This is a genomic window from Umezawaea sp. NPDC059074 (genome assembly GCF_042738955.1).
Lineage (GTDB): Bacteria > Actinomycetota > Actinomycetes > Mycobacteriales > Pseudonocardiaceae > Umezawaea.
The window spans coordinates 21,414-42,915 of sequence record NZ_JBHYHC010000065.1 but is presented as its reverse complement, the minus strand read 5'-3'; the positions used below and the strand labels follow the sequence as shown (position 1 = coordinate 42,915).

At 70.5% G+C, this 21,502-nt stretch carries 20 protein-coding genes; 9 read left to right on the top strand and 11 right to left on the bottom strand.

Going from position 1 to position 21,502, the window contains the following annotated elements; all coding sequences use genetic code 11:
• Positions 1 to 3: 3 nt before the first annotated feature.
• Complete coding sequence (locus tag ACFWW9_RS26975; protein WP_390383576.1) at positions 4 to 417, bottom strand: very short patch repair endonuclease; 414 nt, start codon at positions 415 to 417, stop codon at positions 4 to 6.
• 7 nt (positions 418 to 424) lie between these two features.
• Entirely contained in the window at positions 425 to 1,159 is a 735-nt protein-coding gene (locus ACFWW9_RS26970) for a hypothetical protein (protein WP_390383574.1), read from the bottom strand.
• Positions 1,160 to 1,253: 94 nt separating this feature from the next.
• Between ACFWW9_RS26970 and ACFWW9_RS26965 the strand changes: the two genes are divergently transcribed.
• Complete coding sequence (locus tag ACFWW9_RS26965) at positions 1,254 to 1,946, top strand: hypothetical protein (protein ID WP_390383572.1); 693 nt, start codon at positions 1,254 to 1,256, stop codon at positions 1,944 to 1,946.
• Here the strand turns inward: ACFWW9_RS26965 and ACFWW9_RS26960 are convergent.
• Positions 1,934 to 3,811 carry an ABC transporter ATP-binding protein gene (locus ACFWW9_RS26960; RefSeq protein ID WP_390383570.1) on the bottom strand — a complete coding sequence of 626 codons (1,878 nt, stop codon included), beginning with the start codon at positions 3,809 to 3,811 and terminating at the stop codon, positions 1,934 to 1,936. The two genes, ACFWW9_RS26965 and ACFWW9_RS26960, sit on opposite strands and share 13 nt — an antisense overlap.
• A gap of 4 nt (positions 3,812 to 3,815) precedes the next feature.
• Positions 3,816 to 4,985 carry a DUF2786 domain-containing protein gene (locus tag ACFWW9_RS26955; RefSeq protein ID WP_390383568.1) on the bottom strand — a complete coding sequence of 390 codons (1,170 nt, stop codon included), beginning with the start codon at positions 4,983 to 4,985 and terminating at the stop codon, positions 3,816 to 3,818.
• A 72-nt stretch (positions 4,986 to 5,057) separates the two neighbouring features.
• Between ACFWW9_RS26955 and ACFWW9_RS26950 the strand changes: the two genes are divergently transcribed.
• Positions 5,058 to 5,747 (top strand): hypothetical protein, encoded by a 690-nt coding sequence (locus tag ACFWW9_RS26950; protein WP_390383567.1) that lies wholly within the window; start codon positions 5,058 to 5,060, stop codon positions 5,745 to 5,747.
• On the opposite strand, the gene ACFWW9_RS26945 is transcribed toward ACFWW9_RS26950, so the two are convergent.
• Entirely contained in the window at positions 5,744 to 6,292 is a 549-nt protein-coding gene (locus tag ACFWW9_RS26945) for a hypothetical protein (RefSeq protein WP_390383565.1), read from the bottom strand. The two genes, ACFWW9_RS26950 and ACFWW9_RS26945, sit on opposite strands and share 4 nt — an antisense overlap.
• A 93-nt stretch (positions 6,293 to 6,385) precedes the next feature.
• Between ACFWW9_RS26945 and ACFWW9_RS26940 the strand changes: the two genes are divergently transcribed.
• From ACFWW9_RS26940 to ACFWW9_RS26920, 5 genes are all read left to right on the top strand, one after another.
• Positions 6,386 to 6,805, top strand: a complete 420-nt coding sequence (locus ACFWW9_RS26940) for a YbaB/EbfC family nucleoid-associated protein (protein ID WP_390383563.1) — start codon at positions 6,386 to 6,388, stop codon at positions 6,803 to 6,805.
• Complete coding sequence (locus tag ACFWW9_RS26935) at positions 6,802 to 7,107, top strand: hypothetical protein (RefSeq protein ID WP_390383561.1); 306 nt, start codon at positions 6,802 to 6,804, stop codon at positions 7,105 to 7,107. The genes ACFWW9_RS26940 and ACFWW9_RS26935 overlap by 4 nt, the downstream gene beginning before the upstream one ends.
• The gene (locus ACFWW9_RS26930) at positions 7,104 to 8,426 is read left to right on the top strand and encodes a WXG100 family type VII secretion target (RefSeq protein WP_390383559.1); all 1,323 of its coding nucleotides are present in this window, start codon (positions 7,104 to 7,106) and stop codon (positions 8,424 to 8,426) included. Before ACFWW9_RS26935 ends, ACFWW9_RS26930 begins: the two co-directional genes overlap by 4 nt.
• The gene (locus ACFWW9_RS26925) at positions 8,399 to 8,923 is read left to right on the top strand and encodes a hypothetical protein (protein ID WP_390383557.1); all 525 of its coding nucleotides are present in this window, start codon (positions 8,399 to 8,401) and stop codon (positions 8,921 to 8,923) included. The genes ACFWW9_RS26930 and ACFWW9_RS26925 overlap by 28 nt, the downstream gene beginning before the upstream one ends.
• Before the next feature lie 94 nt (positions 8,924 to 9,017).
• The gene (locus ACFWW9_RS26920) at positions 9,018 to 11,150 is read left to right on the top strand and encodes a DEAD/DEAH box helicase (protein ID WP_390383555.1); all 2,133 of its coding nucleotides are present in this window, start codon (positions 9,018 to 9,020) and stop codon (positions 11,148 to 11,150) included.
• On the opposite strand, the gene ACFWW9_RS26915 is transcribed toward ACFWW9_RS26920, so the two are convergent.
• A complete protein-coding gene (locus tag ACFWW9_RS26915; RefSeq protein WP_390383553.1) occupies positions 11,147 to 11,749 on the bottom strand; it encodes a hypothetical protein in 603 nt (200 codons plus the stop codon). The genes ACFWW9_RS26920 and ACFWW9_RS26915 overlap by 4 nt on opposite strands.
• A gap of 99 nt (positions 11,750 to 11,848) precedes the next feature.
• Between ACFWW9_RS26915 and ACFWW9_RS26910 the strand changes: the two genes are divergently transcribed.
• Positions 11,849 to 12,337, top strand: coding sequence for a hypothetical protein (locus tag ACFWW9_RS26910; RefSeq protein ID WP_390383551.1), 489 nt, complete (start codon positions 11,849 to 11,851; stop codon positions 12,335 to 12,337).
• Here the strand turns inward: ACFWW9_RS26910 and ACFWW9_RS26905 are convergent.
• The 3 genes from ACFWW9_RS26905 to ACFWW9_RS26895 all read right to left on the bottom strand — a co-directional run bounded on the left by ACFWW9_RS26905 (position 12,285) and on the right by ACFWW9_RS26895 (position 16,631).
• Positions 12,285 to 13,373, bottom strand: a complete 1,089-nt coding sequence (locus tag ACFWW9_RS26905; RefSeq protein ID WP_390383549.1) for a hypothetical protein — start codon at positions 13,371 to 13,373, stop codon at positions 12,285 to 12,287. The genes ACFWW9_RS26910 and ACFWW9_RS26905 overlap by 53 nt on opposite strands.
• Before the next feature lie 200 nt (positions 13,374 to 13,573).
• A complete protein-coding gene (locus ACFWW9_RS26900) occupies positions 13,574 to 13,783 on the bottom strand; it encodes a hypothetical protein (RefSeq protein WP_390383547.1) in 210 nt (69 codons plus the stop codon).
• Between the two features lie 145 nt (positions 13,784 to 13,928).
• On the bottom strand, positions 13,929 to 16,631 hold the full coding sequence (locus ACFWW9_RS26895; protein ID WP_390383590.1) for an ATP-binding protein: 2,703 nt from the start codon (positions 16,629 to 16,631) through the stop codon (positions 13,929 to 13,931).
• A 477-nt stretch (positions 16,632 to 17,108) separates the two neighbouring features.
• On the opposite strand from ACFWW9_RS26895, the gene ACFWW9_RS26890 reads away from it, so the two are divergent.
• Positions 17,109 to 18,308, top strand: coding sequence for a hypothetical protein (locus tag ACFWW9_RS26890; protein ID WP_390383545.1), 1,200 nt, complete (start codon positions 17,109 to 17,111; stop codon positions 18,306 to 18,308).
• Positions 18,309 to 18,628: 320 nt separating this feature from the next.
• Here ACFWW9_RS26890 and ACFWW9_RS26885 read toward each other — a convergent pair whose 3' ends face one another.
• Positions 18,629 to 20,830 (bottom strand): ATP-binding protein, encoded by a 2,202-nt coding sequence (locus ACFWW9_RS26885; RefSeq protein ID WP_390383588.1) that lies wholly within the window; start codon positions 20,828 to 20,830, stop codon positions 18,629 to 18,631.
• Between the two features lie 480 nt (positions 20,831 to 21,310).
• Positions 21,311 to 21,502 (bottom strand): hypothetical protein (locus ACFWW9_RS26880; protein WP_390383543.1); only part of this gene is annotated, 192 nt, incomplete at its 5' end.

Sequence of the window (21,502 nt, the reverse complement as noted above, 5' to 3'; positions counted from 1 at the left end):
AGCCTAACGGCGGCTCGTGACGGCGTCGCGTACGCGCACCGCCGCGACCTCCGGGCTCTCGTGCTCCCACACCCGGACCGACAGCCACCCCGCCTCGGCCAGCACCACGTCGGTGTTCGCGTCGCGCGCCCGGTTCGCCTCGATCTTGGCCCGCCAGAACTCGCCGTTGCGCTTGGGCCAGGTCGCGTGCTCGGGGCAGCCGTGCCAGAAGCAGCCGTCGACGAACACGGCGACCTTCGACGGCCCGAACACCACGTCCGCCTCCCGCCGCACGGCCCGCAGCGGCCTGCGGTGCACGCGGTAGCGCAGGCCGAGCCGGTGCAGCTCGCGGCGCAGCGCCACCTCGATCCCCGTGTCGCGCGAGCGCTGCCCGCTCATCCGCGCCCGTGTCGCCTCCGTGGTGGCCAGCCGCTCCATCGGCACATCATGGCGCAGGCGTCAGCCGCCTCACCACGGCGTCGAGGTCACGGCCGGACGGGAGCCCCTTCGCCACCCCCGGAACGCGTTCGAAGTAGAACGGCGGCATGGCCTGGAACAGCAGTTCCGAGGCCCGCTGCGGCCCGTCGCGCAGCACGAGCACCACTCGCCCGGCCCACGCGTCCACGCCGAACACCGTCTCCGCCAACGGGTGCGTCACCGCGGCGAGCCCGCGTTCCCGCAACGCAGCCGCCACGTGCTGGGACCGCACGAACTCGGCGTACTCGCGGCCGATCCGCCGCCGCATCGCGGCACGCGCGACCGACCCCTCGACCCCGCGGCCGACGGCCTCGCCGACCAGCGCCGCCGCCGGAGCCCACAGCATCTCCCCGGCCCGCTCGTCGCCCTCGCAGAACCCGCGGAACTCCTCCCAGCCGGGTAATCGCCCCAGCCGCTCCACGGCGTGGTGGAAGACGTGCGGCAGCGCGAACTCCGGCCGCCAGTCGTCGATCTCCAGCACGGGCTGCCCCCGCGCGCTCAGCGCCGACCCCAGCGAATCCCGCCGGAACACCTCCTCGGCCGCCGCCGACGACAGCGCGTTCACCACCAAGGCGGCCTGCCCCAGCGCGTGCGCCGCCACCCGCGGCCGGGTGTGGTGCCAGTTGTTGAACCGGTCCCTCGACGCCTCGGTCGTGTTGAACCACCGCCGGACCTCGGCCGCGGTCGTGCTGCGTTCGGTCATGACAGCGAGGGTACGACCGGGCACCGACAGTTCCGATCATCCGAGATCAGGGCCGGTGCGAGCGGTGAGTGCGGGGGATGGCAGCGTGGGCGGGATGAGTCGCAAGGCGCCTGTTCGCAAGCCGATCCCCGTGAAGTCCCACCGCGGCGCGCTGCCGCCGTTGACGCCCGCCCAGCAGGCCGTCGTCGACGCCGCCCGCCAGTTGCCGCAGTTCACGGACCCGTTGGACGTCGAGGTGGCGTTGAGCGCCGCCGTGGCGCCCGCGCGGGAGGAGGACGTGTGGCCTGGCGTGGTGGCGAACGCGGTGGCCGTGCCCAGTCGGCGGAGCCTGGCGTTGTTGCGGGCGGTCACCGTGCTGGTGCCGGGGGTCGAGGCGGGCGTGGAGGCGGACAAGCTCGGTGACCAGGGTGAGCCCGCGTGGCGGGAGGCGATCGACCGGCTGGTGGTCGGGGAGTGCTGGGTCGTCGACCTGCGTGCGGAGGAGGGGCACCAGACGTTGCTGTGCACCTACTCCTACGGCGACGACGTGCACGCGGGGCTGTACCTGGTGGACGACAACCTCGGCGGGGTGGTGAAGAACGCGTTCATCACCAAGGACGTGGCGACCGCTCGGACCATGCTGGACGCCTACGGCGCCGTTGAGGAGATCGCGGCGGACGAGGCGCACCGGCGGCTGGCCGAGGCATACGGGAAGGTCGACGGGGGACCGGGTCTGGGGATCGATCCGGACGTGTACGTGGTGGAGTTGTTGGTGGCGCGGCGGATCCGGCTCGCTCAGCGGTCGTAGGCGCGCGCCTGGATGTCGTACAGCTCGCGGTAGACGCCGTCCTCGGCCATGAGCTCCTCGTGCGTGCCGTGGGCGACGATGCGACCGGCGTCCAGGACCACGATGCGGTCCACGTGGCGGATGTTGGCCAGCCGGTGCGTGACCAGGATCGTGGTCCTGGAGCGGGTGGCGTGCTGGAGTCCGGCGAACACGGTCGCCTCGGCCTTGGCGTCCAGCGCGGCCGTCGGTTCGTCGGCGACGAGGACGGCCGCGTCGCGGTAGATGCCGCGGGCGACGCTGATCCGCTGCCACTGGCCGCCGGACGGTTCGTGGCCGTCCTTGAACTCCTTGGACAGCACCGTTCTCTCGCCGCGCGGGAAGTCCTCCAGCACGGCGCGCGCGCCGGACTGGTCCACGGCCTCCGCCCACCCGTCACCCGATGGGTCGTGCCGGTCCAGCCTGCCGACGCGGATGTTGTGGCCCGCGGTCATCGGCCAGCGCGCGGGTTCCTGCGAGATCACCGCGATCCGGGTGTGCACGGACTGCCGGTCCGCGGCGGCGAGGTCCACGTCGTCCCACAGCACGCGGCCCTCGTCGGGCGTGTACAGGCCGGTGATGAGCTTGCCGAGCGTGGTCTTGCCGGAGCCGTTCTGCCCGACGAGGGCGACGACCTCGCCGCGGTTGATCTCCAGGTCGATCCCGCCGAGCGCGGGCCGGGTGGCGTCGGGGTAGGTGAACGTCACGTTCTCCAGCCGGATCACCGCCGGGTCGGCGGGCGCGGTGACACCGGTCGACACGTGGTGCCGCTCGTGCGCCGTGGTGAGCAGCCGCCGGTAGAAGTCGATGTAGAACGAGTGCTCGTAGAGCTGGTTCACCGCGTACATCGTGGTGGACAGCGCGGTCGACGCGGTGCGCATCGCGACCACCGCCGCGCCCGCCAGCGCCAACGGCATCGCGCCCGTGTACAGCAGGAACCCCAGCACGAGGTACGCGATCCCGGTGCCCACGCCCGCCAGCGTCCGGCCCGTCAGCCGCACCAGCGTCTTGCGCGCCTCCAGCCGCACCTCCTCCTCGACGACGTCGCCCGCGATCCGCCGGTGCTCGGCCATCAGCGGCGTCTGGAGCGTCAACGCGAACCGCTCCACGGCCACGTCCCGCGCCACCATCAGGTTCTCCACGACGAACAGCCGCAGCCGTCGGGTGACCATCCGGAGGAAGTTGCGGTACTGGAGCTTCGCGACCCGCATCGCCGCCCAGCCGTCGGCGATGGCCGACAGCAGCAGCACGGGCGCGAGCCACGGGTTCAGCACGCCCGCCGTGACCATGGCCGCCAGCAGCGAGATCACCGCCGACACGAGGTCCGCGACCACCCGGTTGGCGACCTCGATCGAGTTCATCGCGTGCCGCCCGCCCTGCCGGACCAGTTCGCGGAAGTCGGGGTCGTCGAACGCCGCCAGGTCCACGCCGATCACCGCCGCGTTCAGCGTGTCCTGCGCCGCGTGCCGCACCCGCGGCGTCAACGCGCCCTGCGCCGCGCCCGCCGCGCTGTCCAGCAGACCGCGCAGCGCGTACGACCCGACCAGCAGGCCGATCGAGGGCAGCGCGGCCACCAGCCGCTGCGGCGTCGGGCCTTCCTGGAGCAGCTGGGTGAACACGCTCGCGGTGGCGAGCAGGCCGAACGCGGTCACGCAGCCGGACAGCACCTGGATCACGCCCGCGAGCGCGGTCAGCCGGGGCGAGGTCCGCCAGGCGAGTCGGATCACCAGCCAGGTCGCGGCGGGCACCGCGGCCAACGTCCGCCACGTGCCCGCGGCGGCCACCTGCGCGTCGATGGACGCCCAGCGCGGCGGTTCGAGGTCTTCTACTCCGATGAGGGTTTCGGCCACCCGGTCAGGTTGCCGGTCCGCCCCCGACCGCGGTCCGGTTCACCGTCAGGTTCGCCGAGTTGGCCGCCGTGCGCCCGGCTTCCCAGCCCGCTTCGCTGCGCACCGTCACGGACTTGGCCTTCGTCTTGGTGAACAGGGTCTCGAACAGCGTGTCCACGGCCTGCTTGCGCTCCGACAGCACGGGCAGCAGCCGGTCGTCGGAGGCCCCCACCTCGGTGGCCGCCTCCAGGCGTTCGCCGACGCGGTGCGCGTAGGAGTAGAGGAACGACTTGCGGTAGCCGCGGCTGCGGGCCTCCGCGCCCTTCGCCGCGCCGGAGCCCGCCGCCACCATCGCCCTGGTCGCCTGCACCAGCAGCGACGTCGACAGCAGTTCGACGATCTCCAGGTCCATCTCGTCGCCGACCAGTGCGACGAACCCGATGTTGCTGTACACCACGGCCCGCGACCGGTTCGCCTTCGCCACGACGTGCACGAGCTGCGCCTTGCCGTCGAAGTAGCTCTTGTCCAGCCACATCCGCCGCGAGGTCGCGGTCTGCGGCACGTGCGCGTCCGCGTCGATCGCCGCGCGCTCGAACGCGTGCCGGTTCATCAGCTCCTGGGCCTTGGCCGACAACGCCTCGGCCTCATCGGGGAACTGCGTCGACTCGGCCTTGGCCAGCAGCCCGCGCACCCGGTTGAGCACCTTCGAGCTGACGCCGACGTGGGTGATCTCGATCGCCGACGTGCCGGGGCGCGGCAGGATGTTCTGGAGCCTCGGCAGGAGCAGCAGCTGGGCGAGCAGCGCCACGACGACCTCGACGGCGTCCTGCCGGAGTTCGATGTGCTTGCGCGCCCACTCGTCCACGTGCGGCCGGTCGCGGTCCCACCACACCGTCGCGTCGATCTCCACGAGCTGGTCGCGCCAGCGCGGGTGGATCGTGGCGTCCGGGTACCGCTCGATCTCCGACGCGATGGCGTCGACGAGCATCGAGACCGCGCGCTCGTCCTCGGTCCGGGCGACGACCTGCACGAGGTCGTACGGCAGCCAGCCCGCGTTCCACAGGCTGTCCAGTTCGCGGTGCAGCACGTCGACCACGGCCCGGTCCAGGTCGGTCGACGACACGGCGTCGAGCTTCGGGATCCGGAGGCGCGGGTTCGCCGCGGCTTCCCGGAGTGCCTTGCCTACGGTGTCCACGATGGGTGATTCTCCCCCGTCGCTCTGGTGTGGCTGCGGCAGGTGCGTCCTCAGCCGTGCCAGCCTCCGCTGGTGAGTCGTCGGACACAGGGCCGCAAGCAGCCACTTCACCGCCCGATCGTGGTGGTCCGAGCGCTGCGCGGTCCACACGGGACGGACCTGGGGGCGGTGCAGCTGGCCGTCGTCCGGGCGTGCCGCGACCTCCCTCAGACGACCGATCCGCTGGAGGTGGAGCTCACGCTCAGCTCCGCCGTGCCGCCCGGCGTCGCCGACGAGAAGTTCTGGGTCGAGCTGATCGACCACGCCGTGTCGCTGCCGAGCCGCCGCAACGCGGCGCTGCTGCGCGCCATGGCCGTGCTGCTCACGGGCAGGCCGGGGGAGTGGGCCGTCGCGTTCGCCCCGCCCGTGGTCGACTCGTTGAGCGTGCGCGGCTCGTGGATCTGCGACCGGTCGCTGGACGCGGGCTACCTGGCGCTGCTGTGCACCTACGCGCACGGCGACGACGAGCACGCGATGGTGTTCCTCATCGACGAGGTGGCGGGCGGGGTGATCCGGAACGCCTTCGTGACCAGGGACGTCGTCGTCGCCACCGACCGGATGGCGGGGCAGGGCGTGCTGGAGCCGATCAACCCCGAGGCCGCGCACTGGCTGCTGGCGAAGTCCTACCACCGGCTCGACCGGCGGCCCGGCCTCGCCGTGGACCCCGAGGTGCACCGGACGCGGCTGATCGCGAACCGGCGGATCGCGCTGGCGTTCGGCTAGACCGCCACGCCGCGCAGCGCGTCGACCAGCGCGTCCGCCCGGATGTCGAACCGCACGTCGGACGACTCCGCGAGCCGCAGCCGCACGGGCTCGCCGAGCCGGTCGACCACCACCGCCAGCTCCACGCCGGTGAACCGGTGCCAGTGCGGCGGCCAGTCCCTCGGCAGCGCCTCCGGCGAGGCGAACGCGTCCAGCACCTGCTCCCGGCCGTCGCGCCGCAGCACCACGTGCCGCCGCGGCGCCTTCGTCGGATCGGCGGGCAGGATGAGGTCCGCGCCGAGCACCGCCGTGAGCACGTCGGCAGGCGTGCCGAGGCGCATCACGGCCTCCAGCTCGTTGGCGGGAGGCCTGGCCACGTACCGCGGGTTCGGCACGTACTGGTCGGTGATCCGGCCGTCGGCGTCGATCAGGTACCGGCCGACGACGGCTTCGGCGGGGACGCCGTGCGCGGTGTCGCGAGTCGGGTCGACGACGTGCAGCCAGTTGTTCGGCATGGTCATCGCCTTGGCCCGCATCTCCGGCGTGATCTCCGGCCTGCCCGACATGTGACCCCGTTCCCGTTTCGCCCGTTCCCCCGTGGACCGGGTGACCGGCGTGCCACGATATCGGCCGTCCGAGCCCGAGCGATGAGGAACCACGTGACCGACCCGCACCAGTACGTCGACCGCTTCGAGCAGCGGCTCCAGCAGGCCAAGCAGCAGGCGGACGCCATCGGCGCCGCGTTCCGCGAGTCCCGCAGCGTCGCCCAGAGCCCCGACGGGGCGGTCGTCGTGACCGTCGCGTCCGGCGGCCGGATCGACGACATCCAGTTGACGCCCAAGGCGATGGACCTCGGCCACACGGCCCTCAGCCGCACGATCATGGCGACCTTGCGCACGGCCCAGGTCGAGGCGGCGCGGGCGATGGAGGAGGCGGTGCGGCCCCTGCTCGGCGACGGCGCGTCGATGGAGTTCCTGCGCGAGCAGGTCGAGCAGAGCATCGTGCGGACGGACCCGTCGGCCGCTCCCGAGCCGCCGACGCGCGGGCCCGACGACTTCGACGGCGGGTTCCTGCGATGACCGGGTTCGGGACCGACGCGGACACCGTGGAAGCGCACGGGAAGCTGCTGTCCGACCAGCTCGCGGCGGACCTCCGGCAGGCCGTGGACGCTTCCCACGTCAGCCTGGGCGCGGACGCGCTGGGGCTGATCTGCCAGGTGTACTCGTTCGTGTTCGACGAGGAGTTGCAGGAGGCGAAGAACCTGGTCGGCACGCTGCCGGGGGTGGTGGAGTCGACCGGCGGTGAGCTGATCGCCACCGCGGCCACCTACCGGGGCGTCGACGGGGACAACGCGGCCGGGCTGAGCGGGGTGCGCGCGTGAGCAACCCGCTGGTGGCGAAGGTCGAGGACAGCACCAAGTCGCTCACCGGCGCGGGGCCGTTCGACACCGCCGAAGACCTGGTCCGGGACGTCGCGCTGCCCTTCCAGGAGGGCAAGTCGATCGACCCGGTGGCGCTCGGCATCGACGCCGTCGCGATGGGGTTCGACATCGCGGGCGCGGTGGCCGACCCGCTCGGCACGCTCGCGTCGTCGGTCGTCGGCTGGATCATCGAGAACGTCGACTTCGTGCGGAAGCCGTTCGACGACCTCGCCGGGGACCCGCCCGCGATCGAGGCCGCCGCGAACACGTGGGACAACATCTCGAAGCGGCTCGCCGAGATCAAGGACGCCCACCAGGACGACCTGGCCAAGCTCGGCGGGTGGACCGGTCCCGCGGCCGAGGCGTACAAGACCCGCGCGGGCGAGGTGATCACCGGCGTCAACGCCGCCGCCGAGGCGGCCGCGTCGGTCGTCAACAAGATCAAGGTCGCGGCCGCCCTGGTGGCGGCGACCCGCACGCTGATCCGCGACCTGCTCGCCGACCTGGCCGGAACGCTGCTGGCGTGGGGCATCCCGGCGGCCGCCGCGGCGGTGCCGACGGCGGGCGCGTCGGTCGCCGCCTTCATCACCCGCGCGATCACCAAGGCCGTCGAGATCGGCGGCAAGATCGCCCAGTTCCTCAAGAAGCTGTTCGGGGCGCTGGACAAGCTGTCGGCGTTGGCGAAGCGGGCGGGCGCGGCCATGCGCAAGCAGTCCGACGACCTCGCCGCGCTGGCGCGGTCCGCGCCGAACACGCCGCACGGCAACCAGCGCGCGGCGGAGCTGCTGGACTCCTCGGCGACGCGGGCGTCCCGCGCCGATGGCCTGGACCGGGCGGGCGACGGCCTCGCGGACACCAGCAGGCGCGGTCAGGACGCGGTCGACAACGCGACCCGCCGCGCCGACGACTGGGCGTCGAACACCAACCAGCGCGTCACCGACTGGGCGGACCGGGTCAAGCAAGGCGGCGACGCCCGCGCGCGGAAGGTGCGCGACGTCTACGACCGGCTGGGCCAGCCGCCGTTGACCACGCGCGGCGGCGCCATGCCCGACCCGTCGAACGGGGTGCAGCGCGCGGGCGACCGGCTGGACGGCCACACCGGCGGCGGCGTGCTCGACGGCCAGAACTGGGTGCGCGCCGTGGCCAGCCGCGACATCGGCCACCTCATGCCGACCCCCGGTGACGTCATCACACCGGTCAAGGAGGGCCTCAAGGAGTTCAACGGCCAGTTCTGGGCGGAGGAGGACCAGAAGTGGAAGAACGACGAGCGCGAGCCGTGACCGCCCGGCGGAAGAAGACGCTCGCCCTGCTGCTCGTCCTGGTCGGTCTCTACGGCGCGTTCTTCAGCCTCGTGGTGTTCTCGGTCGGTCGTGACAAAGCTCCCCACGGCACGGGAGCCGCCAGGGAGTCGGACGGCACCGCGCGGGAGATCTCCTGTTCCCCCAACTGGTTCGTGCTCGGCGCCGTGTCGCGATGCCGGGCGACGGTCGTCACACCGGACGGGACGCGCTACCCCTTCTCCAGCTTCGCGAACGAGCTGTCCTCCGACGACGTCGGCCGTGAGGTCGCCATGACGGAGTACCGGCAGCGCGGCAAGAAGCTCGTGGGCCAGTTCCACCCGTCGAGGGTCTACCCCGTGAACACGCTCGGGATGCTGCTCGGGTTCTTCGGGTCCGTCGTCCTGGCCGTGGTGTTCCCGTTGGTGCTGTGGCCTCGCAAACCCCGGCAGGCGCCCACGCCCGTACCCCTCGGCGACGGGCCTGCCCCGGCCGGATGACGGTCACCTCGGAGCGCGTGTTTGGGCTCGGCGGCTCGGTGGCACACTGCGGCGACATCACCGTTGCCCGTCCGTCAGGCGCTAAGGGGCGTGCGTGAACGACTCGTCGAAGATCGGCAAACCCGCCAGGGAACTCCTGGCGGCCGCCGCCGCGTTCCGCACGCAGGCCGAAGGGGTGCGGGCCGAGCCGGACCGGCTGCGAGCGCTCGCCGTGGCGCGGTACGAGGCCGTGCGGGACTCGCTGGTCGCCGACCAGGTGCGGGCGATGCCCGTGGAGAAGCTGCGCGACGCGGCGGCCGGGCTGCGGCTCGGGAAGCTGCGGGCCGCCGGGTTCCAGACCGTGGCGGACGTGGCCGGGTCGTCGTTCGCGCGGCTCGACGGCGTGCCGGGCGTGGGACCGGAGTCGGCGCGGCAGGTGCTGGACGCGGCTCGGGCGATCGTCGAGGCGCTCACGCGGGACACGACCGTGAAGCTGGACCCGGACCGGCCCGGCCGCGCGCAGACCGACCTCCTCCAGCTGATGTCCAAGCTCCGGCGGGCCACGCAGCTCGTCGCCCCGCTGCGGGAGCCGATCACCGACGTGCTGGAGCGCGTCGCGGACGACGTGCGGGCCGCGGCCCGTGCAACGAGCGGCGTGCGGATGTTCTTCTCCCTCAAGAAGAACAAGCAGGCGGCGTTCGACGCGGTGGCGCGGTTGGAGGAGCTGCTCGGCAGCCGGGACGTCGCCGCGCTGCGGGCCGTGGGCGTCCAGCTGCACGTGCCGGACCTGGACCACCGCGCGCTGTGGCGGGACTACGAACTCGACGCGGCGGCGTACAACACCGTCCTCGCCGACCTGGCGGGGCTCGACGCGGTGGCGGATCGCAGTGCCGCCAAGGGTTTCGTGCCCGCCGACATCGAGCGCGAGGTCGACTCGGTCACGCTCGACACGAGCCTGCTGAAGGTGTCGCTGCGCGGGTACCAGGAGTTCGGCGCGAAGTTCGCGCTGGCCCGCAAGCGGGTGATCATCGGCGACGAGATGGGACTGGGCAAGACGATCGAGGCCATCGCCGTCATGGCGAGCCTGGCCGCGCGCGGCGGTCGCGGGTTCCTGGTGATCTGCCCGGCGAGCGTGGTCGTCAACTGGGTCAACGAGATCGAGCGGCACAGCGACCTCGTGCCGCACCGCCTGCACGGCACCGGCCGTGACGACGCCGTCGGCGCGTGGCTCAAGCAGGGCGGCGTGGGCGTGACCACGTTCGGGACGCTGCCGAAACTGGTGCTGCCCAAGCGGTTCCGGCCCGCGCTGGTCGTGGTCGACGAGGCGCACTTCGTGAAGAACCCGGACACCCAGCGGTCCAAGGCCGTCGGCGTCGTGACGCGCAAGGCCGACCGCGCCGTGCTGCTGACCGGCACCCCGATGGAGAACCGCGTCGACGAGTTCCGCAACCTCGTCGCCTACCTCCAACCCGACCTCGCCGCCCGCGCGGGCAGCACGGACGCCGTCGTGGGCGCGAAGGCGTTCCGGCGGCTGGTCGCGCCGGTGTACCTGCGACGCAACCAGGAGGACGTGCTCGGCGAACTCCCGGAGCTGCTGGAGGTGGAGGACTGGGTCGAGTTCGAGGCCGACGACCAGACCGCGTACCACCGGGCGGTGCGGGAGGGGAACCTGATGGCCATGCGCCGCGCGGCCTACGCGTCGGAGAGCTCGGCCAAGCTGGAACGGCTGCTGGAGATCGTGGAGGAGTCCCGCGACAACGGCTGGAAGGTCGTCGTCTTCTCCTACTTCCTCGACGTGCTCGCCACGGTCGCCGAGCACACCGCCGCGTACGGCCCGCTCACGGGCAGCACCAGCTCGTCCGGACGGCAACAACTGGTCGACGACTTCACCGCCCACGAGGGCCACGCGGTCCTCGTGAGCCAGATCGAGGCGGGCGGTGTGGGCCTCAACATCCAGGCGGCGTCGGTCGTCGTGATCACCGAACCGCAGTGGAAACCGAGCACCGAGGACCAGGCCATCGCCCGCTGTCACCGCATGGGCCAGGTCCGCAAGGTCCACGTCCACAGGCTGCTGGTGAAGGACAGCGTCGACGCCCGCGTGCAGGAGGTCCGCGACCACAAGACCCTCCTGTTCGACCACTACGCCCGCGAGAGCGACACGAAGCACGCGCACGAGGCGGCACTGGACTCGTCGGTGTCGGTGGAGAAGCAGGTCGTGCTGGCGGAACAGCGGAGGTTGGGGCTCTAGCGCTCGTCGGCCAAGGAGTTGTGGTGGTCTTCGGTGTCCTGATCGCGTTGTGGCCGACACTGAACCCGGTACGGGTAGGTCGCCTGGGGTGGGATGTCGGGGACCTCGTTCGCCAGGGAGACGCGCCAGTTCCAGGTCATGGTGTCGCCGGTCAACTCGCCTCCGCCCGCCCACAGTTCGATGCGCTCGTTGACGTCCGCCCACGGCAGCAGCACCAGGCAGTTCAACGGTTCCGGGAGGTGGGAAAGGAACTTGCGGGTGTACGCGACGTCCGGGGTGAAAAGTGGATCGAGCGACCCTCGGTGGACTTGGAACGGGTAGAGCAAGACCCCCGTCGACTCGATCGTGAGCAGGAGGGAGCGGGGGGTCGACCGGAGTTCGGTCAGGCGGTTCTGCAACAAGGGGGCCGTGTGCGTGAGGTGGTCGTGGCGGTCTTTGACGAAACGCCATCGGCCGCGTGCGCCTGCCGCGCGGTTGTCGAGGGCCTTGTCGTGGGCGTCGCGAAGCCAAGGGAGCAGGACTTCGCGGACTTGGTTGATCCGGTAGGGGTGGAGCAGGCCCGCGAGGTGGTGCAGGTCCCTCGGTGCGTTCTCCGCCATGGTGGCCCCCTTTCGGAGCGTAACCGGGGGGCGGGGAAGTGGATCTCCACCGAAAGCGTGACGATGTCGCCGTTCGGGGGAGCGGGTTAGGGTCCTGCTGTGACGAAAGGGCTCGGGTGGGGCGGGACAGTGGTTCCCGGTGTGCGGCTGCTCGGGGTGCGGGTCGACGTGGTGGTCGAGATCGATCATGCGGCCCATCGGGAACGGCGTGGGGGGCCTGTTCTGGATCGGGACGTGTTGGCCACGTGGGAGTGGCCTGAGGTGGTTGCCGAGCCCGCGGTGGTGACGCTGGTGGGGGTGTTGGCTTTCGGGGCGCACTGGCGGCGGGCGTTGGGGGACGCGGTGCGGTTGTCGGGGTTCTGCCCGGTGGCGATCGTCGGGGTGGCGGACGAGGCGTGTCGGGTCGAGTGCGCGTACGCCGGGGTGGGGCTGGTGGTGGACGGCCGGGTCGTGGAGCCGCCTCGGGACGGGCGGGCCGAGGGGGCGCGGCGGCGGACGTTGGACCGGTGGGTGGAGGAGACCGTGTACGCGCGGCTCATCGCCGATAGGACGTTGGAGCCGGTTGCCAGACCTTCCGCCACGCCCTGAGGAACGGTGGTGGGCGCCAGCCGAAGAGTTCCGCGCCGATCTCGACGTGGTGCTCGGACGCGGCCTCGCAGTGCTCGTGCCAGGCGAGCGGGCGGTCCGCGTCGGTGAGGTGCGGGGCGAAGAGGTCGTCGCGCAGGTCGTGGAGCAACTCGGTGGAGTGGCGGAACGCCCACGTGGTCCTGGCCGGTTCCGGGGTGGTGGCGAAGTGGTCCATCGGGCGGCCCCCACAGGCTGTGCACCCGCACTTCCACAGATGACTGAGGTCCGGGGTGCGCTGCACCGCGCCCGCCACCTTGTCCGCGCCGAGGTAGCTCAGGCAGTGCGGGACGAACACGGCCACGCCCGCGCGTCGACCGCCGCCGGACGCGCCCGGCTTGGGGCGCGGGTAGATGTGGCGCAGCGCGGTGGTCGTGCCTATTGCGGCGGCGTGCGCGCCGTGGCAGAGGGCCCCGACGGCGGACACGTCCGAGCGCAGCAGGAGCACCGGGACGCCGGTGTCCAGCAGTTCCAGGAGTCCGCGGAGGACCTGCTGCACGCCCAACGGGTCACTCGCGTGCTCCAGCGCCACCGCGATCGGCACTCGGGCGAACGACACCTCGCGCAGCAGGACTTCCCGGTCCTGCGGGTCCTTGAGCCAGTCGGCGTGCAGGGGCAGCGTCGCGAACGCGGCGTCGCGCAGCCCGAGCGTGCGCCGCAGGATCGACCGCAGGCCGCCGCTGTCGCGCTTGTCGACGTAACCGGAGTCCGTCAACACCGGCCCACCCAGCCGCCGCTGCACGGCAAGCCACTGGGCGCTGAACTCCTCACCCGCGAACGCCCGCTTGCTCCCCGTGTACCGCTGGGCGTCGCACAGGATCGGGAACGCGGCCCCCTGCCGCCGCAACACCTCGGCCCGCGCCGCCGCCGCGGGCCCGGAGATCACCAGTCCACCACCGGGCCGGTCGGCCAGCTCCGCCGCCACGTCGACGTGACTGGGAGTGCACTGCACGAGGAGCGCGTTCTCCAGCGGGGTGACGGTTCCACGGAAGCTCGGCATAGACCCTGCTCACGGGCGTGCGATGACTGTCCGGACAGGACGAACCTAGCATCAGGGACGGTCACCGCGCAGGGGCTGAACTTGACCAGTGGTCCGACTTGTTGGCGCTGCCGTGGGCGTGGTGTCCAGTGACACGACGCCCACGGCAGCGACTACGAAAGGACTTTCGTCGGGGTCCGCAGCGCGATTCGCGCTTCGGCTCAAACCGGCTTCGTCGGCGACTGCGGACCGGTGATGGAGTTGATCATTTTTCCCCAAGCTTCTACCTGTGCCTGCGCGAAGTCGTGCACCACCTCGACGGTGAGCACCGCGGCGACGGGTGAGAAGGGGAGCGACAGGCACAGCACGATCGAAGCGATCTTGCTACTGCGGTGGGCCGGCTGTCGAGTGCGTTGACTATTCGCCTTCACGGGGAATTAGTACCACTGCCGCCCGTGGGGAGCGGTACACGGGGTCAAGTGACTGGCGCGGGCGGCGCGCGTCCACAGGGGCATCGAGTCTCCACGAATGCTCACGATGATCATGCTTTCGTGGTAACCCTATGGGGTAGATGGACTACTCCGCGCAGCGGGTGGGGTTCAGGGAACCCGCGGGGTTCCTGGGGTCCGGAACGGCGTCCCTGGTGCGTTCCAGGGCGTCGATGTGGCTGAGCAACGTCGCCAACTCCGGCGACTCCCTGCCGTCGAGCAGCCCGACGGCCCGCCGCCAGCGGTCACCGGCGGCCTCGACGTTCCCCAGGAGCGCGAGAGCGTGGCCCTGCACGTGCAAGGCTTTGACCTGGTCTTGGGGCGAGTCGATCTCCACGGCCTGTGCTACGGCGAGTTCCGCGCTGGCGATCGACCGGTCCAACAGCCCCAGGTTGTAGTAGACGTCGGCGATGGTCACCAGCGCCTCGCTGTTGCGCACGCGGTCCTTGCTCAGCCTGTGGAGCTCGAGCGCGGCTTCGAGGTGTGTGCGGGCCTGTTCGTGCTCACCGTGCTCATGCAGGATCTTCCCCAGCTCGGTGTGCGTCGTCGCCTGACCGCGCAGGTGTTTTATCTCGACCCTGATCTCCAACGCCCCGCGGTGCAGCTCCAGTGCCAGATCGTCCCGTTCGACCTTCCGGTACGCGTTCGCCATCTGGTCGAGGGTGGACGCCTCCCCGCCGCGGAACCCCAACTCGCGCAGGAGTCGCAGCGCCTGTTCGTACATCGCGATCGCCTTGCCCACCTCGTTCTGGGCGAGGTGTGCGCTTGCCAGGTTGTGCACGCAAATTGCTTGCATCTCACGCATCCCCAGGCGTTCGGCGATGGTCAGCCCGGCCTTGAGGTGGTAGATCGCCTCCGGGTAGTCGCGCAGTCTGATGTAGGCGTTGCCGAGGTTGTTGAGCGTTCCGCTCTGCGCTTCTTCGCTGGTCAGGCGAGCGGCTTTCAACGCGGTCAGGTGGCAGGAGACCAGTTCGGAGTACCGACCCTCCCGGTCCAGCAGCTCGTGGAGCTGAGCTGAGAGGCGCCAGGAATGGCCTGGATGGCCATGCCGGATGGCATGTGCGATAGCGGCTATGAGGTTCGAGCTCTCCTTCGTGAACCACTCGAGCGCCTCCGACTCGTCGTCGAAGCGCAACGGGGTCACGGCCGACAAGTCGTCCAGCGGGGGGACCGGCGAGTCCGGACTCAGCACTTCGGCCGCCGAGGTGGAGGAGAGCCAGTACCAGTCGAGCAGTGCTTTGAGCGCCCGCTTGCGGTTCTCCGGGAGTTCCTCGTGCCGCACCAAGTCGACCGCGTAGCCGTGCAGGAGGTCGTGGAGCCGGTAGCGCTTCATCGTGCTGTGCTGCAGGAGGTTGACCTTCGCCAGGGTGCGCAGGTGCGCGTCCACGACCCTCTCGTCCTCATCCAGCAGGGCGGCCGTGGCCGACGTGCTGAACTCGGTGGTGGGGTGCATGCCGAGCAAGCGGAACGCGCGCGCGGTGGCGGGTGACAGCGCCCGGTAGGACCAGGAGAAGGCCACGGGCAGCGTGGCGTTCTCGTCGTCGCTGTCCTCGGAGGACCCCAGGATGCCGAGGCCTTCCTGGTCCTTGAACTCCTCCACCAGATCGGCCACCGTCGTCTGCGGTCGGTGGGCGACGTGCTGGGCGATGATGCGGAGCCCCAGCGGGTGCCCGTCGGATCTGGTCGCCAGCTCTTGGAGCGCGTCGGGATCCTCGGCCGCGCGGCCGGGCCCGATCTCGTTGCGCAGCAGTTCGATCGACTCCGCGGGCGACAGCGGAGGGACGCCGATGGCGTGCACGTTGTCCAGGATCTTCAGGCCCCAGGGGCGAGTTCTGCTGGTCACGATGGTGAAGCAGTCGCCGAGGGCGCCGAGCAGCGGGCGCACCTGGTTGCTGTTCTCGGCGTTGTCCAACACCACGAGAACTCGGCGGTCCCGAAGGATCCTGCCGAGTTCGACTCGGCGTTCCTCCGCGGTGAGGGGTGGTCCTCCGGGAGGGAATCCCACAGAGGTCAGCAGGATCCCCAGGGCGTCGCTCGGCACGATCGGCGTTCCGGGGCCGTGGCCTCGGAGGTCCAGGAACACCTGGCCGTCCGGGAACAGGTCGCGGCGCAGGTGCGCCCAGTGCACCGCGAGCCGGGTCTTGCCGACGCCGGGCATGCCGTGCAGCACCACGACCTGCCCCTGCTCACCCTCGGTCGGTTCGAGCAGCGCGTCGAGTTCGGCCAGGATGCTGCTCCTGCCCGCGAACCTGCGCGTCGCCCGCGGCAGCTGTTGCGGTCTGCTCGGCTCGGCCTTGGGAGGTTCAGGGGCCACGACTCCCGTCCCGGCCTGTCTGCGCAGCACCTCCTGGTAGAGGTCCCGCAACTCGGGCCCTGGTTCGGCGCCCATCACGTCGAACAGCCTTTCGCAGAACTGCGAGTGGAACTCCAGCGCGTGCGGGTACTTGCCGAGGCCGTTCAACGCCTGCATGTGCTGGAACGCGAAGATCTCGTCGAGTTCGTGCTCCTGCCTGATCATGCCGGTTCCGCTCATCACCTCCAGGTGCTCGCGGAGTTCCAGCTGGCTCTCGAACAGGCTGTAGTAGGCCGGTACGCGTTCGAAGATCTCCATTTGGTTGCGGCAGTGTTCCGCCCAGGCGCCGGAGAGGTCTTCCAATGGGCGTCCTTGCCAGAGCGACAACGCTCGGCCGAGTAGCGATTTAGCGGTTGAGTGGTCGCCTTGGCCTGCTGCCGCTCGCCCTTCTTCCGCAAGTTTGCGGAATAAGTGAAAATCGATCAGGAGGGGATCCATTCGAAGGGTGTACGCATTGCCTTCCTTGGGAATGGCGCCGCCGGATCCGGAATCGGCGAGTATTCTCCGCAGCCTGCTCACCAGCGCCTGCAGGTTCCCCCGTACGGCATCGAGCGAACTGCCGCGCCACAGCGTCTGCACGATCCTGTCCACCTGGACCGGTCGTCCGACCTCGTAGAGCAAAAGGGCGAGCAACCCTCGCTGTTTGGCCGACCTGAGGTCGACGTCATTCCCGTTCACGCGTAATCGTGTCGTGCCGAGGATCCTGAATTCCACCAGCGCCACCCTTCGCTGGCACGGCGTGCCCAGCCTCATTCTGCGCGCACTTATCGCGCTTCAGTAGTCGATCCGGACTTATTGCTCCGATTTGGTGAACCACTACACGCGATTGGCGCGGCAAGTTCTCTGCAAGTCGGTTGGCAAGTGCGGCCGCGACTCTCGTCCCACGGGGTTCGCAGATCCGAGGAGGGGGACCGCATGGCGTACGCGGAGTGGTCGCAGGTGCCCATCGGCATCGACGCGGAGAAGTGGGTGACTCGCGCCGGATGCAGGTCGGTCTTGGCGGTCGTCCACACGGTCACGAGTGGGCAACGACTCCTTGAAGCGGTGGAGTTGATCGAGTCGGACGCCCGGTTGCAGATCGTCTTCACCCAGGCTCCCGACGTGTTCAGCAACGGGGTGGAGGACTTCCTCCGGTCGACCGGAGGTCTGGTGCTGCCGTGGGAGCAGGTGGTTCGGGAACGCTTCGACCTGGCGCTGGCCGCGTCCTACGGTGGGCTCAGCCAGGTGCACGCCCCGATCGTCGTGATGCCGCACGGCGCCGGGTTCGGCAAGTCCTTCGCCGTCGCCGACGAGCAGGTCGTCTACGGGCTGGACGCGCAGAGGTTGACGCACAACGGGAAGGTCATCGCGAGCGCTCTCGTGCTGTCCCACACCGATCAGCTCGCCGTGCTCCGCAGGCAGTGTCCGGAAGCCGTCGACCGCGCGGTCGTCGCCGGAGACCAGTGCTACGACCGGGTGGTGGCCAGTCTGCCCCACCGTCCCGCCTACCGAGCCGCGCTCGGCGTGGAACCCGAGGGCAAGCTCTTGGTGGTCAGTTCCACCTGGGGACGGGAGTCGCTGCTCGGTCGGAGCACTGAACTCCTGCCGGAGATCCTGGCCGAACTCGCTCCGCTGGGCTATTCGGTTGCCGCGCTGCTGCACCCGGCTGTGTGGTTCGCCCACGGACCGCGCCAGATCAGGGCGTGGTTGGCGGACTGCCGCGACGCGGGCTTGATCCTCGTCGAGCCCGAGGTGGACTGGCGGGCCGCGATCGTCGCGGCCGACCAGGTGATCGCCGACCACGGCTCGGTCGGCGTCTACTCGGCCGCCATCGGCAGGCCCGTGCTCCTGGTGGAAACCCCTCTGCGAGCGCTTCCCACTGCGGACTCGGCGCAAGACCTGTTGAGGGAGCGAGCGCCTCGGTTGGTCGAGGGTGTGCCGCTCGCCGCGCAGTTCCAGGCGGCGGCTTCGAACGCCGAACGGCTGCTCGTCAGCATCAGCGCGGCCCTCACCTCGTGCCCGGGACGTTCGTCGGCCGAGCTTCGCCGGGCCATCTACCGCCTGTTGGAAGTACCCCAGCCGGGGAAGCACCGAGCCGTCATGCCGGTGTCGGCGCCTTCTCGAAGGACGTGGTGACGATGTTCGACACCGTGATCTGCTGGGTGCCCACAGCGGGCTCACTCGGCGAGGCGACCCTTGCCGATGTCCTCCTGTGCCGGCGGGTCGCGGACGTCGGGTGCGCGGACCAGAGTGATTCGCTGTTGCGCCGGTTTCCCGGAGCGGCGGTCGTGCTGCTCGTGCCCGAGGAAGCGCCCTTCCCGTGCGGTTGCGTCGGATGGTCGGTCGGGCTCCACGCCGTGGCTTCGTTGTTGCACGCCCTGTTCAGCGCCGGCGTCGGTTTTCCCCCGAGCCGCGTGGTGCGGTTGTTGTGCTCGACCCATCGGGAGAGCGCCGAACTAGACCTCGTCACCACCGTGAGTCGAGGCGACCGCCAGGGAATCGAGGCGAGACCGCACACCGGCCGCACGTGACGAGCCGAGGTCGGTGAGCAGCCGGGCGGAGTGCTCGAGGTGTCGCACCTCGAGGTCCGCGCGTCCTCTTAGACGCGCGACCTCGGCGAGCACCTCGTGCGCTTCGGCGACTCCCTGCCGAGACCCGAGGCCGTCCATGTCGGCCAAGATCCCCGTGGCCGCCTCGTGCGCTTGGTCGACGTCGTTCGCGAGCAACCGGGCACGAGCGGCCACCAACCCCGCTCTGGCCCGGTTGTACGGATCCGGCACGGCGAGACCGTCGAAGACGGCGGCCGATTCGGCCGCTGCTCCCGCCGCGTCCTCGATCCGACCGAGGGCGAGGTAGGCGGCTCCCAGGTTCACCAGGATGAGGCCGAGGCTCCGGTCGGCTCCCAACGACCGGTTGGCGCTCGCCAGCGCCTCGAACTCCACGAGCGCCTCCTGTGGCATCCCCCGGTCGAGGTGCAGCAGTCCCAACGCCTCACGGGCGTCGGCGACACCGCGCCGGTCGTCGATCGACGCCGCGCGTTCCACCGACGCCCGCAGGTGCTGTTCCGCTTCCGGGAAGCGCCCCAAGGTCGTGCACACCCGGCCCAGGCGCTTCAGCATGTCCGCCTCCGCGAACGCGTTGCCCCAGCGCCTCGCGGCCTCGACCCCGCGTTGATCGACGGTCAACCGGTCGCGGTAGTGCTTGCGGTGCAGGAACAACGGCCACAGCACGTCGCTCAGGTGCCACGACAGCTCCGGCCACCCAAGGTCGAGCGCCAGTGCGCCGGCTTCGATCAGGTTCGCCCGCTCCTGGTCGAGCCAGTCGAGCGCGTCGTTCCGGTCCTCGAACCCCGGCACCTCGACCGGAACCGCCGAGAACTCGTAGGGCAGTCGCCTCCGGTGGGGACTCACCACCGCGTCCGCCGCGGCGGACGCTGCGAGGTACCACTCGATCATCGCGCGCTGCGCCGACCGCCGTGCCTCAGGGCCGTCGTCCGACTCGGCCTTGTCGCGGGCGTGCAGCCTCAGCAGGTCGTGGTAGTGGTAGCGGTCCTCGTCGATCTCTTCCACCAGACTCCCCTGCACCAGTTCTTCCAACGCCGCGTCGGCGTCCTCCGACGCGGCGGCCAGCAAGGAGTGCGCGAGCTCCGGGCCGAAGTCCCTTCCGGGGTGCAACGCCAACCTGCGGTAGAGCGTGGCCGTGGTGGCGGGCAGGGCGCGGTAGGAGAAGTCGAAGGTCGTGCGCACGGACAGGTCGGCGGACCTGGACAACTGCGCGAGCCGGAACCGCTCGTTCGTCAGCTCGGCCACCACTCGGCGCACCGACCACTTCGGCCTGGCCACCAACCGGGCCGCCGCCACCCGCACCGCGATCGGCAGGCCGCCGCACAGGTCGACCAGCGCCTCGGCGGGGGCGTGCTCCGCGGTGACCCTCTCGTGTCCGACGCTCTTGGCGAGCAGCCGCACACCGGCGCGCACGGTCAGCGGCGCCATGTCGAGCAGTCGGGCTCCGTCCGCTACGAGCCCGGTCAACCTGGTGCGGCTGGTGACCACCACCGCACTGCCCGTCGAAACGGGCAGGAGTGAGCGGACCTGCCCCGCCGAAAAGGCGTTGTCCAACACGACGAGCAGTGATCGGGACGCGATCAGCGACCGGTACAGGGCCGCCTGCTCGGCCAACTCGACAGGAACCCGGTGCGGTGGTGTTCCGAGGCTGCGAAGGAACAACGCCAGCGCTTCGCCGGGCAGCACCGGAGTGGATCCGCTGAAACCTGCGAGATCCACGTACAACTGGCCGTCCGCGAAGCGGCCGTGGACGCTGTGCGCCCAGTGCAGCGCTAGTGCCGTCTTGCCCATGCCACCCGGTCCGCACAGCACGGCCAGCATCCGACTCGACTCGCGTCCGCACCGCAGCAGTTCGTCGTCCAGTTCGGAAAGCTCGGCGGCCCGGTCGGTGAAGTGCGCCGGGGTTGCGGGCAACTGCTGCGGGACCGGCTCCGCGGCGGCCGTCGGCGAAGCGTGGAAGTGGACTCCGCCTTGGATGGCTCCTGCTTGAACGACGTTGCTCCCCTCGGCGCCCGTCAACCCGTTGACGACAGCCCCGACACCCTGCCCCGACCCGTTCATCGCACCCCCGTGCGCGCTCCCCACGAGCAACATCACGACCGTACGGTAGGAAACCGGCGCATGGTCCCTGACGTGCAAAGACCACTCGGGTGCGTTAGGCCGATGGGAGATTTGACCGTCGGTGATCTCGTTGAGTCCCGCGACGACGGGCAAACGGACGACAAGCGGCCGGTAGCCGGAGCGTGGTGACTCTCGGTTGGCCTTCCGGGCTCGGACGCGAGGAAGGCCAACCACGTCGCCCTCGGGCAGGTACGTGCTTCCACGGGCATCCAAGGGAAGCGGCCGGATCCGGGACCACCCGTTCGGTGGTCCGTGTCGATGCCGACGAAAGGGACTTCGAAGCCGTCGCAGAACCTGCGGAGTGGACGACCGGCCGTTACCGCGGCCGAATCGGCATTGCCCGCAGGAATTCGCGCGACGGTCGAGAACGAGCGCCTTCCGCGACCTTCCGCACACCGTCCGTGCCGAAGTGAGCACATCATCGGGGCGCGGCGACCCAGTGAGCCGTGGTCCTCATCCGAGGGGGCTGTACAGCCCGGACCAGCGGACACCGAGGTGGGAGGGGGTGCCGGTAAAAGCAAAGAAGTGGGGGCGCCCCAGATAAGGCACACAACATAGACGGATCGGCCACCCACACAAAAACACCCCCCCCCCCCAAAAATAAAAATAATCAAAAACAAAAAAAACAAAACGCGCCAGTACATA